Below are 13,156 nucleotides of genomic sequence, written 5' to 3'. Positions count from 1 at the left end.
TGCCCCCCCGGTCGCGCCCCCTAGGGGTATTCGGGTGATAACTCCCCATCCCGGCATTACGGCAGACGACGTGTCAAGAAGCGCCCAACCCGCATGGAAGCCTTCAAGCCTCTCCTACGAGGTGGTGGGCCAGAAAGCCGTTTCTTTGAGCCAGTCGTCAACCACCGTCAGTCAGCAGCCGAAGGGGAGTTGGCAGAACCGGGCGGGACCTGGCCGCTGTTCGGTTCTCGTCGAACCCCAGGGGTACGGGATCCGTATTCTCTGATCATGGCCGCACCCACCGCATATGCCGCGCGCACCGCGTACTCCCTCATCGCCACCGACCTGGACGGAACGCTGCTTCGCGGCGACGACACCTTCTCCGACCGGTCGCTCGACGCGCTCGCGCGGGTGGCGGTCGCCGGCGCACGCCATCTGGTGGTGACGGGACGCCCAGCCCCCCGCGTGCGGCCGCTGCTCGACCGTCTGCACAGCAGGGGGCTCGCCGTGTGCGGACAGGGCGCGCAGCTGTACGACGCCGGCGCGGATCGTCTCCTGTGGTCGGTCACCCTGGACCGGGAGCTGGCCGAGACCGCGCTCGGCAAGATCGAGGCGGAGGTCGGACAGTTGTACGCGGCCGTCGACCAGGACGGCGTCGACGGGCTGACGCTCATCGAGCCGGGCTACCGGATGCCGCACCCCACGCTGCCCGCTCTGCGCGTCGACCGGCGCGACGACCTGTGGTGCGAGCCGGTCAGCAAGGTGCTGCTGCGCCATCCCTTCCTGTCCGACGACGAGTTGGCGGCGACGGCCCGCTCGGTGGTCGGCTCGCTCGCCACCGTGACGATGTCCGGGCCGGGGACGGTGGAGCTCCAGCCCTGCGGGATCACCAAGGCGACGGGGCTGGCGCTGGCCGCCGAACACCTGGGCCTGCGGCCCGAGGACACCGTCGCCTTCGGGGACATGCCCAACGACATCCCGATGTTCGACTGGGCGGCGCGTGGTGTCGCGATGGCCAACGCGCACCCGGAACTCAAGGCGGTGGCCGACGAGGTCACGACGTCGAACGAGGACGACGGCGTGGCCGTCGTCCTCGAAAGACTGTTTCCGTGAGCCCGATCCCGATCCCGGACGCTCAGCGCGCTCGGCACGCGCTGTGCGCTGCGCTCAGCGCGCTGAGCGCGGGACGGCTCAGTACGCGCTGAACACGTTGTCGATGGAGCCGTAGCGGTCGGCCGCGTAGTTGCAGGCGGCGGTGATGTTCGCGACCGGGTCGTACGAGTCCCATGACGTGCCGTCGACGTGGTAGGCGCGGAAGGTGGGGTCGATGACCTGCAGCAGGCCCTTGGACGGGATGCCCGCGGCAGCGTTGGAGTCCCAGAGGTTGATGGCGTAGGGGTTGCCGGAGGACTCACGGATGACGTTGCGGTAGATGCCGTTGTACGTCCCCGGGATGCCGTGCTGCCCCATGACCTGGAGCGAGGCGCGGATCCACCCGTCGAGGTTGTTGGCGTACCCCAGGCTGGTGGCGGTGACGACGGTCGGGGTCGCGGCGGAGGCGCTGGTGGCGCCGATCAGCGGGAGCGCCAGTACGGCGACTCCGGTGCCGGCGACGGCGAGTTTGCGGGCGAGGCGGGCGGTGCGGGTGCGGCGGTGAGCGGCAGCGGGCATGACTGTTTTCCTCTCCAGCGCCTGCGAGGTGAGCTGTCGGGTTCGGGCGGGGAGCTGCCCGGTCGCGTCCTGACGGGCGCGACTTCACCCCAAGCCGCGACGGACTGTCCGAAACGTCAGGAAACGACCGTGACGTCAGGAGCATCCGTTGCGGCGACCTACCTGGTTCCCCCGCTCCTGCCGTGCGTTCTCGGTGGGTGTCATGGGCGGCGGCAGGATTAGGCGTCCGCCCGACAGGCCGGGAACGTATGCGAGAGCACATGTCCAGAACAAGTGGCGGATTCACAGATCACCCCTATTGACCTTGGTCTGTGGCCTATGGGGCGCTTGATCCTTTGTGGGTGCAAAGGGTCAACTTGCTTGAGGAATACGGAGGATCGGTGAAGGCCGGATCGGCGGCGGCCGGTCCGGGGGAGTGAGCCAACTCACCCGCGTTCACAAGGGTGGCGAAACGGGCATTAAGCCCAACTCATAGTCAAAGGAGCGTGGATGGGTCGCCGTCCGCGCCGGCGTCTCGCGCCGCCCGTCCGGTGGACGCGACATGCGGCCTCGTCACGCTCGTCCCGCTCCCCAGGGGGCAAGCCCCTGGGGTGGTGCACGTGACGGTCGTCACGTCGGGTGGAGCCCGGGTGGGTCCGGGTCGGGTGAGGTCCGGGTCGGGTGAGGTCCGGGTCGGGTCGGGTTCGGGTCGGGTGGGGCGAGGGGGTGGGGGGCCGTGCTGGTCGGGGGTGCGCGGGGTCGGGCGGACGGGCGACCGGGCGTGCAGGCGTGCCGGGTCTCCGTGGATGGGGGTCCTGCCCGGAGGCTGCGTCGGCGTGGAATGCCGGGTTTCGCGGCCTGCCCGGCCCGGCGTCGGCCAGGCCGGGGGTCGGCAGGCTGTGTGCGGGGTCCGGGAGCATGAAACGCTACCCCCGGGTAATCCGGTGGATGTCCGACGATGTGAGCTGATCAGGAACTCGGCGGGTGGAATCCGACACGCCCTGGCCTGATGGAGACGCCTCCCGGGCGAGCCCATTCGAGCCCGGGGGACCTGGGGGCTATCGGTGATCGAAACGTGACCGGATACGCTGACTTGAGTGAGGGCAGCGACCTATCGACAAACCGCGTAATCGCCAGTAGACACCAGCAGACAGGAGACCCCTCGTGACCGTCGTCGGGCCGTTCGGGCTGAGCGTGCGGGACCAGGCTCTGGAAGCCGATGTCCAGGCCGGATTGGCGGCTGTCGAGGAAGGCTTGCTCGAGGCCACCAAGAGCGAGGTCCCCTTCATCACGGAGGCCGCCCAGCACCTGGTGCGGGCGGGCGGGAAGCGGTTCCGGCCGCTGCTCGTGGTGCTCGCCTCCCAGTTCGGGGACAGGCACGCGCCGGGTGTCGTCCCGTCGGCCGTGGTGGTGGAACTGACCCACCTGGCCACCCTGTACCACGACGACGTGATGGACGAGGCGGCCGTCCGGCGCGGGGTGCCCAGTGCCAACGCGCGCTGGGGGAACTCCGTCGCCGTCCTCACGGGCGACTTCCTCTTCGCCCGCGCCTCCCACATCCTGGCCGACCTCGGTCCGGAGGCGGTGCGGGTGCAGGCGGAGGCGTTCGAGCGGCTGGTCACGGGCCAGATCCTGGAGACGGCGGGCCCGACCGACGGCCGAGACCCGGTCGAGCACTACCTCGACGTCCTGGCCGGCAAGACCGGCTCGCTGGTCGCGGTGGCCTGCCGGTTCGGAGCGATGATGTCGGGCGCCGACGAGACGGTCGTCGACGTCCTGACGCAGTACGGCGAGCGGCTGGGCGTCGCGTTCCAGCTGGCGGACGACGTCCTGGACATCGCGTCCGACTCGCGCGAGTCGGGCAAGACGCCCGGCACGGACCTTCGCGAGGGCGTCCCCACGCTGCCGGTGCTGCGGCTGCGGGAGCGGGCGGCGCGGCTGGCGCTGCCCGAGGACATCGCGCTGTGCGAGCTGCTGGACTCCGACCTGAGCGACGACGCCCGGCTCGACGAGGCACTGGAGGCGCTCCGGGCCCACCCGGCGCTGGAGCAGGCCCGTAAGGACACGGTGCGGTACGCCAAGGACGCACGCGCCGCGCTGGCGCCGTTGCGGGAGTGCGACGCGAAGGCCGCGCTGATGGAGCTCTGCGACGCGGTGGTCCACCGGGCGGGCTGACCCGCCGGTCGGGGCCGCGCGGGCTGAGCCGCCGAGGTGGCCGCGCGGGCTGAGCCTGCCGGGTGGTGGCCGCGCGGGCTGAGCCTGGCCGAGGCTGGGGTGCGAACCGACTCACTCGGGGTGGCCGCGCGGGCTCCGGCTCGCCGGTCCCCTGCCCGACCTCCCGCGACTGCCTGACCTCCCGTTCCCCTGCCCGACCTCCCGGTTTGGCCTCCCCCTCCCGCTTCTCCTCCCTGTCCACCTCCGCACCTCCCTGAGGACGCCTCTCGGTGTGCCTCTCGGTGCGCCTCTCCGTATGTCCCTGGGCCGCCGGGGCGTCCTCTCCCTCGGCACCCCTACGGGTGGGCGCTGTCGCGTCGGGGTCGCGTCATACCGTAGGCGTAGGCGGAGTTGAGCCCTCGGGTTGACGCTTACGACCGGCTGATTTGGTCAGATGGGGACTACGGAAAAACACCACTCCTCACCGATTCGGGTGAGAATGGCGGCTCGGGGCGGGGAAAACGCAGCCCGAGATGACCAGCCGCCGCCGACGACGGAGGTAAGGCACACATGGCACCGAAGGCATCCGACGACACCATGACCGGCGGGGAGGCGACCGTCGGGGAAGCCGACGACCCGCGCCTCCGACGCCGCAAGGCGGCACGGTACGTCGTTCCGGTCACCGTGATCGGTGTCGCGGCGGCGACGATCGGGCTCGTCCCGGCGCTCGCCGACTCCGGCGACCCCGACCTGCCGAAGATCACCGCACAGCAGCTCCTCGACAAGATCGCCGCCTCGGACGTGGAGCAGCTGTCCGGCACGGTGAAGATCACCACCGACCTCGGGCTGCCCGACCTCGGCGGGCTGGAGAGCGGGCTGCTCTCCGGAGCCGCAAAGGGCGGTGACGGTTCGTCCGCCGACCCCTCGGCCAAGCTCACCGAGCTCGCCTCCGGCACACACACCCTGCGCGTCGCCGCCGACGGACCGGACCGGCAGAAGGTCTCGCTGCTGGAGCACGCCGCCGAGTACAGCGTCATCCACAACGGCAAGAACGTGTGGGGGTACGACAGCGCCTCCAACGAGGTCTACCACTCCACCGTCGACGAGACCCCGGGCCAGGGCTCCGGCAAGGGCTCGGGCGAGGGCTTCGGCATGGGCTCCGGCAAGGACGGGACCCCGGTCCCCGCCACGCCCAAGGACCTCACCGAGGACGCCCTCAAGGCGGTCGACGGCACGACCTCCGTGACCGTCGACGGGACCGTCCAGGTCGCGGGCCGTGACGCCTACAAGCTGCTCGTCAAGCCGAAGCAGTCCGGCTCCACGGTCGGTGCGATCAGCGTGGCCGTGGACGCCGAGACGGGCCTGCCGCTGAAGTTCACGCTGACCCCGGCGAGCGGCGGCTCCGCGGTTGTCGACGCTGGCTTCACCCAGGTCAGCTTCGCCAAGCCCGCCGCGTCCACCTTCGACTTCACCGCCCCCAAGGGAGCGAAGGTCACCGAGGGCGACACGGCCGGCGAGGGCGACGACGAGGGCGCCAAGGGTGACAAGGGAGCCGGGAAGGCTCCCGGCCACGGCGGGGCCGAGGGCTTCGGCGAGGGCTTCGGCGGCTCGGCCGGTCCCGAGGGCCTCAATGTCATCGGCGAGGGCTGGACGGCCGTCGCGACCTTCGACACGGGCGGCGAGGGCGCGCCCTCGGGCTCCGGGGCCGGCGGCGACCTCGGTGGCTTCGGCGGCTTCCTGGGCTCCCTCGGCGACAAGGTGAGCGGCGACTTCGGCTCCGGAACCGTCTTCTCCACCCGGTTGATCAACGCCCTGATCACGGACGACGGCAAGGTCTACGCCGGCGCGGTCACCAAGGACGCGCTCGTGAAGGCGGCGAACACCGGCAAGTGACGACCGGACCGGAGGTCCGGTGAAGGGAGGCAGAGGGTGACGGGGTCGGTGCGGGAGCCCGTGGTGGAGTCCACGGTGGAGTCCGTGGTGGAGTCCGTGGACGACGGCGCCGTGATCCGCACCCGCGCCCTCACCAAGCGCTACCGCGGCGGCCAGCTCGCCGTCGACGGCCTCGACCTGACCGTCCCGGCGGGCAGTGTCTTCGGCTTCCTCGGTCCCAACGGCTCGGGCAAGACCACCACCATCCGCATGCTGATGGGGCTCATCGAGCCCACGGCAGGCTCGGCCCGCGTCCTGGGACACCCCATGCCGCGGGCCGCGCGCGCCGTACTGCCGCACGTCGGGGCGCTCATCGAGGGCCCGGCCCTGTACGGCTTCCTCTCCGGTCGCGACAACCTGCTCCGTTACGACGCCGCCGACCCGACCGCCGACCCTCGCACGCGCCGGGCGAGGGTCACGGCCGCGCTGGAACGGGTGGGGCTGACGGCCGCCGCCGGGAAGAAGGCGAAGGCGTACTCGCTCGGCATGAAACAGCGGCTGGGCCTCGCCGCCGCCCTGCTCCGGCCCCGCCGCCTGCTCGTCCTCGACGAGCCGACCAACGGCCTGGACCCGCAGGGCATGCGGGAGATCCGCTCGCTGGTCCGTGAGCTGGCAGCGGAGGGCACGACCGTGTTCCTCTCCTCTCACCTGCTCGACGAGATCGAGCAGGTGTGCACGCACGCGGCCGTGATGGCGCAGGGCCGGCTGATCGTCCAGGGTCCGGTGGCGGACCTCGCGGCCGGCGCCCGGGGCCGGCTGGTCGTGACGACTCCGGACCCCGCGGACGCGGCCCGCGTGCTGAAGGAACAGGGCGTGGCCGATGTCGTCCTGGCGGAGGAACGGGTCAGCGCGGAGGCGCCGTCCGCGGACCGCGAACTCGCCGATCTGAACAGTGCGTTGGTGAAGGCGGGCGTGCGCGTGCGCGGCTTCTCCGTCGAACGCGCCTCCCTGGAGGACGCGTTCGTGGCTCTCACCGGGGAGGGATTCGATGTCGCGGGCTGAAGCCGCGGTGGCGGACGACGGGAACACGTCCTCGGCGTCGACCGGGATCGGTCCCGGACCCGGACCCGGTCCCGGACCCGGTCCCGATACCTCCGGGACGACCTCCGGGGCCGCCGGGATCCCCCAGACTCCCCCGATTTCCCGGACCCCGACCCCGACCGGGCCCCCGACCCCGACCGGGCCCCCGACCCCGGCCGGGCCCCCGACCCCGACCCGGGCCTGGACCCGGATCCGGACCCTGACCTGGACCTGGACCTTCGGGATCCTGCGCAGCGAACTGCTGACCACCTTCCGGCGCTGGCGCACCCTCGCCCTGCTGGGGGTGCTGGCGGCCGTGCCGATCCTGGTCGGGATCGCCGTGAAGATCGAGACGAGCGACGGATCGTCCACCGGGCGCGGCGGAGGCGGCGGCGCGGGACCCGCGTTCATCTCGCAGGTCACCAACAACGGCCTGTTCCTGGTCTTCACCGCGTTGGCGGTGACCCTGCCGTTCTTCCTGCCGATGGCCATCGGCGTCGTCGCGGGTGACGCGATCGCCGGTGAGGCGAACGCCGGCACCCTGCGCTACCTCCTGACCGCCCCGGCCGGCCGCACCCGCCTGCTGCTGGCCAAGTTCGCGACCGTCATGAGCTTCTGTCTGGCGGCCACGCTCGTGGTCGCGCTCTCGGCACTCACCGTGGGGGCGCTGCTCTTCCCGCTGGGCGACCTGACGACGATCTCCGGCACCCGGATCGACCTCGCGGACGGCCTGCTCCGGGCACTGCTGATCGCCCTGGTCGTCGCCGCGTCGTTGACGGGCGTCGCCGCGCTCGGGCTGTTCGTCTCCACGCTCACGAGCAGCGGCATCGCGGCGATGGCGACGACCGTCGGCCTGCTGATCACGGTTCAGATCCTCGACCAGATCCCGCAGCTCCACGCCCTGCAACCGTACTTCTTCCCGCACTACTGGCTGTCCTTCGCCGACCTCATGCGCGAGCCCGTCTACTGGGACGACCTGCAGAAGAACCTCGGCCTTCAGGCCCTCTACGCGGCGGTCTTCGGCTCGGCGGCCTGGGCGCGCTTCACCGCGAAGGACGTCATGGCGTAGCGGCATGGCTGACTGCGGCCGTCGGGACCTGTGGATCTCGGGACCGTGCATTCAAGCACTTATCCGTGGTCGCAGGTCACAGGTCACAGGTCACAGGTCACGGGTCACGGGTCACGGGTCACGAGGCTTCGGCTGCCCTCCGACCGGGCACGTCGTCTCGGCGGCTCGGGCGGTCGTCAGCAGCGACATCTCCTCGCCCCAGGGTGCGACGATCTGCAGTCCCACCGGACAGCCGTCCGCGCCGAGCCCTGCCGGGACGCTGAGCGCCGGGTGCCCGCTCAGGTTGAACGCCCAGGTCAGCGCCGTCGAGAAGCGGTCGCCCGGACCCTCGTGGCCGTGCGCCGCGTTCGGTGTCGTGGGCGTCAGCAGCAGATCCGCGCCGGCGAAGAACCCGGCCAGCGCACGGTCGTTCACCTCCCGCACCCGTTCTGCCGCACGGAGGTCCGCGCCCGGGGTGCGCAGTGCCAGCCAGGCAGGCGCCGGATCCTCCAGCCGCAGCGGCGGGTCGGACAGCGGCAGCAGCCTGACGACCCCGGCGTCGGCGAGGCGCCGGGCGGCGACGCGGGCGAGGGCGAGCGGCTCGGGATCCGCATCGGCGAAACCGAGGTCGGGGGAGAAGACGGCGGTGGGCGGCCCCGCGGTCTCCCGCTCCGGGCGCTCGCCCTTCGGGGCCATGACCTGCCAGTACGCCTCAGCGTCCACCGCGTGCCGTGCCAGCACACCGGCCGAGGCCAGTCCCGTACGGTCCGCAGGGGTCACCGGGGCCGGGGGGCTCGCTGCGCTCGCCGGGCTCGGGGGCGCCGGACGTCCGTTCGTGGTCTTCAGGCCGAGCACACCGCACCAGGCGGCCGGGATGCGCACCGAGCCCGCGCCGTCGCTGCCGGTCGCCAGGGGGACCAGGCCGGCGGCCACCGCTGCCGCCGAGCCGGCCGAGGAGCCTCCCGGTGTGCGGTCGGCGCGCCAGGGGTTGACGGTTCGGCCGTGGGCGCCCAGGCCCCAGGTCTGCCAGGAAGTGCCCGGTCCCGGCACGGAGGTCGCCCCCACGGGAACGCATCCGGCGGCGGCCAACGGCCCCGCCTCGCGTAGCCCGTGACGTCCCTTCACACCGATCGGCACACCGGCCAGCGGCAGCCGTTCGCCCGCGGCGACCCGGAGGTCGACCTCGCGGGCCCATCCGCGCGCCCGCTCCTCCCACACCTCGGCGAAGGCGCACAGGAGCGGGTCGACCCGGGCGATCCGCACGAGTGCCTCGTCGACGACGTCCACGGCGCGCAGGCGTCCCGCTCGCACGTCCGCGGCGATGTGCACGGCCGGAGGCCACTCCAGGGAGCCCGTCCGAATCACCGGCCCTGACCCGCCCCCGATCGCGTCCCCTCCTGCTGCCCCCACCCCTGCCCCCACCCCTGCCCCACCCCTGCCCTCACCCCGACCCCGCCCCCGACGTTGTCCTGGTCCGTGTTCCCGGCCGTCAGCGCGCCGTTCCGCCCGCCGCTCCGGTGAGCCGGGTCAGCGGGGCCGTCTCTCGCGGCGGGCTTCCGCCCAGGTCGCCGAGGCGCCAGTCGGTCACCCACGGGACCCGGTACACGTCGATGATGGACTCGATCGTCCGGACCCGCTGCGCGAGCGGCCTGGGCAACCGGCCCGGCGCGTCCGCCACGAGCACCACCGAGTCCAGGTCGAGCCCTGCCGGGGCCTCGCCGCGCCGGAAGACCTCCAGGGTCCGCAGGACGGACTCAAGCCCGGCCGCATGGGTGCGGGCGACCAGCAGCACGGAGGGCGGATCGCCGGCGCCGGGCCACGCACGGCCGCTGTCGTGGCCCCCGTACACCGCGGCGAGCGTGGAACTGCCGGCTCCGCCGTGCGCGGCCACCCACGAGAACCTCCGGGGCGTCGCGGTGGTGGAGGCGTACGGCGCCGGTGTCGGCGCCGGGCCGGGATCCGGTACGGTGACCGGTCCGCGGATCCAGATCTCCGGTCCCCGCAGCCCGTCCGTCGCGCCCATCCCGGTGTTCCTCCCAGTCGTCGCCGTCCCTGCGGGACGCCCCCTGATCCCGGCGCTTCCCGGAAGGCCCCCGGGACAGGGACGTCGGTTCCTGGAACGAGGCTGTGACGTCGCGGTGACGTGAGGACCGGGAGCGCTCGGAGAGACTCAACACTACGTGTACAGGTACACGGAAACGGACGACCGGATCGTGACGACGCATCCGAGTGAGGAACCGATGTCTCGACTCAGCCGTGAGAAGAAGCGGGAACTGAAGCACGCCGGCCGTACGGCCGCCGTGGTGGCGCCGCTCGACGTCCACGTCCGCGGGGGCGGGACGGCGACCATAGGCGGCGTACCCGTCGTGGCGGCCGAAGGTGAGGAGATCCAGCGCGCCGTGCTGGACCACCTCCACCGCATCGCCCTCGCCACCGGCCACCCGGTCCTCGCCGCGGTCCGCGACGAACGCATCGGCTACGTCGTTCCCCTGCGCGTGGAAACCGACGGCTCCAGCCACTTCACCGCAGAGCCCCTCCCCACGCCGGTCACGCCTCCCGCTCCGGTCACGCCCCCGGCTCTGGCCACGCCTCCCGCTCCGGCGCATGCCGACGCGCGGGAGACGGTCTCGGACGGGCGAAGCGTCCACCCCGTGGCCGCCGTCTCCGACGAGCTGCCCCAGCAGCCCCCTGTGCCCCAAAAGCCCTCATTGCCCCAGCAGGACCAGCTCTCCCAGCTCTCCCAGCCGCGCCACGACGAGCCCACGCACTTCCTGCGTCAGGTGTCCGACCCGGTGCGGGACGCGACCCCGACCTTTCCGCTGCGCGCGGTGCCTGAGACGGCACCGGAGCAGGCACCGGCACCCGGCGCGACACCGGCACCGGCACCGGCACCGGCACCGGAGCCGGCACAGGCACAGGCACCGGAGCCGACGCGGTCACAGGCGTCGCAACCAGCCGTCCAGGACGGCATGCTCGCGCTCGGTACGGTCTCCGCCCCGACCGGCGTGTTCGGTCCGCCCCCGGCGATGGACGAGCAGCCCTACCCCGATGCGACCCCCGACGTCACCCGGATCCCGACCGCGACCCCGACCCCGGTTTCGACCCCGACTCCGCCCCCGACGCCCCCCGTCTGCGACCCGACTCCGCTCCCGCTGCCCGTACCGGGACCCGGCACCCCGGCCGCGTCGGCCTCCGCCCCCCTCTCCGCCTCGGCCGCCGCCCTCGTGGTCGCTCCGGCACCCGCTCCCACCCCGTTCCTTCCCGAAGGGCTCGTCTCCGAGCCCGACCCGGACTTCAAGCCCACGCCCGCCCGCGGCTTCGACGCCGTCGCGGAGGCGGTGCTGGGGGACGATCCGCGTACCCTGCACGGCGTCGGGGTAGCGCCCCCTCTTCTCGGGGAGCCGATGGCGCAGATCAACGAGGCGGTGCGGGCGGGCCGGACGGACGTCGCGGCCGCGCTCGCGGAGCGCACCGTGCTGGAGGCGTCAGGGACGCTGGGGCCGGAGCACCCCGAAGTGCTCCGGCTGCGTGAACTCATGGCGTACATCGCCTACTTGGGAGGCGACCCGGTGCGCGCCTTCCACGTCTCCCTCGATCTGGCACGCATCCGTCGCCGGGCCTGCGACGCGGAGGCGGCGTACGGCAACGTCCAGAGCGCGGCGACGGCCTGGCGTGCCGTGCGCGACCCGCTGCAGGGGCTGAACCTGGGGACCGAACTCCTCGGCCTGTGGACGGAGCTCACCGCCGAGGAGGGGCCCGCCGCCGACGACGTCGAGGAACTGGATTCGGCCCGCGCACGCATGCTCCGGCTGGCCGAACGCGCCCGCAAGGCAGGCGCGTAGGGCCCGAGACCCCGAAGCGGCCGGGACCCTCGGCCGCCCTGCCCGCCCTGCCCGCCCTGTCCCCCCTGCCCCCGGCCTGTGTTCATGAGGCCGGTTGGCCAGGAGGGCGTTGGCCAGGGGGCGGTTGGTCAGGTGGTCGGTTGGGTTGGCCGGGGGCAGAAACCGGGGCTCAGGAGGACAGCGTCCAGAGCGCGTAGGCGACGGCGTCCGCGTTGCGGTTCAGGGCGGTGTCGTTGATGTTGGCGCTGGTGTCGCAGGAGGAGTGGTAGCAGCGGTCGAAGGCCTGGCCGGCCGTGCCGCCCCACTTGGCCGCCTGCGCCGCCGTCTTGATGTAGTCGGCGCCGCTGAACAAGCCGCCCACCGGAACGCCCGCGTTCTTGAAGGGGGCGTGGTCGGAACGGCCGTCGCCCTCGGTCTCGATCTCCGTTGATATGCCGAGGCCGGTGAAGTAGTCCTTGAACGTCTTCTCGATGGTCGGGTCGTCGTCGTAGACGAAGTAGCCGGGGTTCGGCGAGCCGATCATGTCGAAGTTGAGGTAGCCGCTGATGCGGGCGCGGTTCGCGGAGGACAGGTTGTTGACGTAGTAGCGCGATCCGACCAGGCCCAGCTCCTCCGCTCCCCACCAGGCGAACCGCAGATGCTTGGTCGGGTGATAGCCGGCCCGGGACACGGCGAGGGCCGTCTCCAGCACCGCCGCCGAACCGGAGCCGTTGTCGTTGATGCCCGCACCGGCCGTGACGCTGTCGAGGTGTGAGCCGGCCATGACGACGTGGTCGGCGTCGCCGCCGGGCCAGTCGGCGACCAGGTTGTAGCCGGTGCGGCCGGACGACGTGAACTGCTGGACCGTGGTGGTGAAGCCGGCCGCGTCCAGCTTGGCCTTCACGTAGTCGAGCGAGGCCTTGTAGCCGGCGCGGCCGTGGGCGCGGTTGCCGCCGTTGGCGGTGGCGATGGACTGCAGCTGGGCCAGATGCGCCTTGACGTTGGCCAGGGGGATGTCGGGAGCGGCGGCGAGCGCGGCGGACTCGGGCGCGGAGGCCGCCCCTGCTATGGATCCTCCAGTCAGGAGCATGACAATCGAGACGCCGCCGGCGACCGCCGTACGCCGGGAGAAGGGGAGCTTCATGTGGGGTGCTCCGAATGGCTCGGGAATCACCGGGTCGCGGTGATCCACGGTGAGTGGGGTTCCAGGATGGTGAACTGGCCACTGACTTCACGTCAAGAGCGTCAACCGGACACCCGGTCCACCTAGGGGATCCATCCGCGGGTCAACCCACGGGTTCCGCCTGCCGCGTCCACCTACGGAAGGCGCCACCGGATCCACCTACGGTTCCGCCCACCGGGTCCACCTACGGAATCCGCCCACCGGCGCAACCGGCGGAATCCGCCCGCCGGATCCAGCCGACGGACGGAGGGGAAGCTGCCCGACGGTCTAGGTGTATTGACCCGCAGGGTTGTTCACACGGCTGATGGGTGGCTGGCCGCCGAGTGCGGTGTGGCAGCGATGGTGGTTGTAGGTGTGCAGGAAGTCTGC

The 13,156-nt window shown here is 72.2% G+C and carries 10 protein-coding genes, 1 pseudogene and 1 riboswitch; of the genes and pseudogenes, 6 read left to right on the top strand and 5 right to left on the bottom strand.

From position 1 onward, the window contains the following. Positions 1-267 precede the first annotated feature (267 nt). Positions 268-1,092 carry an HAD family hydrolase gene (locus IE239_RS28960; protein WP_190152372.1) on the top strand — a complete coding sequence of 275 codons (825 nt, stop codon included), beginning with the start codon at positions 268-270 and terminating at the stop codon, positions 1,090-1,092. Between the two features lie 78 nt (positions 1,093-1,170). Here the strand turns inward: IE239_RS28960 and IE239_RS28955 are convergent, their stop codons facing one another. Next, on the bottom strand, positions 1,171-1,650 hold the full coding sequence (locus tag IE239_RS28955; RefSeq protein WP_190152371.1) for a transglycosylase SLT domain-containing protein: 480 nt from the start codon (positions 1,648-1,650) through the stop codon (positions 1,171-1,173). Between the two features lie 3 nt (positions 1,651-1,653). Next, positions 1,654-1,856, bottom strand: a riboswitch (cyclic di-AMP (ydaO/yuaA leader). Positions 1,857-2,793: 937 nt separating this feature from the next. Between IE239_RS28955 and IE239_RS28950 the strand changes: the two genes are divergently transcribed. The 4 genes from IE239_RS28950 to IE239_RS28935 all read left to right on the top strand — a co-directional run bounded on the left by IE239_RS28950 (position 2,794) and on the right by IE239_RS28935 (position 7,804). Beyond that, on the top strand, positions 2,794-3,804 hold the full coding sequence (locus IE239_RS28950; RefSeq protein WP_190152370.1) for a polyprenyl synthetase family protein: 1,011 nt from the start codon (positions 2,794-2,796) through the stop codon (positions 3,802-3,804). 549 nt (positions 3,805-4,353) lie between these two features. Continuing rightward, positions 4,354-5,676, top strand: coding sequence for a LolA family protein (locus IE239_RS28945; RefSeq protein ID WP_190152369.1), 1,323 nt, complete (start codon positions 4,354-4,356; stop codon positions 5,674-5,676). A gap of 96 nt (positions 5,677-5,772) precedes the next feature. Next, a complete protein-coding gene (locus IE239_RS28940; protein WP_190152473.1) occupies positions 5,773-6,717 on the top strand; it encodes an ABC transporter ATP-binding protein in 945 nt (314 codons plus the stop codon). A 136-nt stretch (positions 6,718-6,853) separates the two neighbouring features. Continuing rightward, positions 6,854-7,804, top strand: a complete 951-nt coding sequence (locus tag IE239_RS28935) for an ABC transporter permease (protein WP_373308163.1) — start codon at positions 6,854-6,856, stop codon at positions 7,802-7,804. A gap of 111 nt (positions 7,805-7,915) precedes the next feature. On the opposite strand, the gene IE239_RS28930 is transcribed toward IE239_RS28935, so the two are convergent. Together IE239_RS28930 and IE239_RS28925 are read right to left on the bottom strand one after the other, a co-directional pair. Then, positions 7,916-9,112 (bottom strand): amidase, encoded by a 1,197-nt coding sequence (locus IE239_RS28930; RefSeq protein ID WP_190152368.1) that lies wholly within the window; start codon positions 9,110-9,112, stop codon positions 7,916-7,918. A gap of 160 nt (positions 9,113-9,272) precedes the next feature. Next, the gene (locus IE239_RS28925) at positions 9,273-9,806 is read right to left on the bottom strand and encodes a DUF6668 family protein (RefSeq protein ID WP_190152367.1); all 534 of its coding nucleotides are present in this window, start codon (positions 9,804-9,806) and stop codon (positions 9,273-9,275) included. A 217-nt stretch (positions 9,807-10,023) separates the two neighbouring features. Between IE239_RS28925 and IE239_RS28920 the strand changes: the two genes are divergently transcribed. Beyond that, positions 10,024-11,625 (top strand): tetratricopeptide repeat protein, encoded by a 1,602-nt coding sequence (locus IE239_RS28920; protein WP_190152366.1) that lies wholly within the window; start codon positions 10,024-10,026, stop codon positions 11,623-11,625. A gap of 169 nt (positions 11,626-11,794) precedes the next feature. Here IE239_RS28920 and IE239_RS28915 read toward each other — a convergent pair whose 3' ends face one another. Together IE239_RS28915 and IE239_RS28910 are read right to left on the bottom strand one after the other, a co-directional pair. Continuing rightward, entirely contained in the window at positions 11,795-12,748 is a 954-nt protein-coding gene (locus IE239_RS28915) for a M28 family metallopeptidase (RefSeq protein ID WP_190152365.1), read from the bottom strand. A gap of 306 nt (positions 12,749-13,054) precedes the next feature. Further along, a pseudogene (locus IE239_RS28910) lies at positions 13,055-13,156 on the bottom strand (IS481 family transposase); the annotation flags it as partial.

This window comes from Streptomyces humidus, from assembly GCF_014649655.1.
GTDB classification, from domain to species: Bacteria; Actinomycetota; Actinomycetes; order Streptomycetales; family Streptomycetaceae; genus Streptomyces; species Streptomyces humidus.
This window is presented reverse-complemented; position numbering and strand designations above follow the sequence as displayed.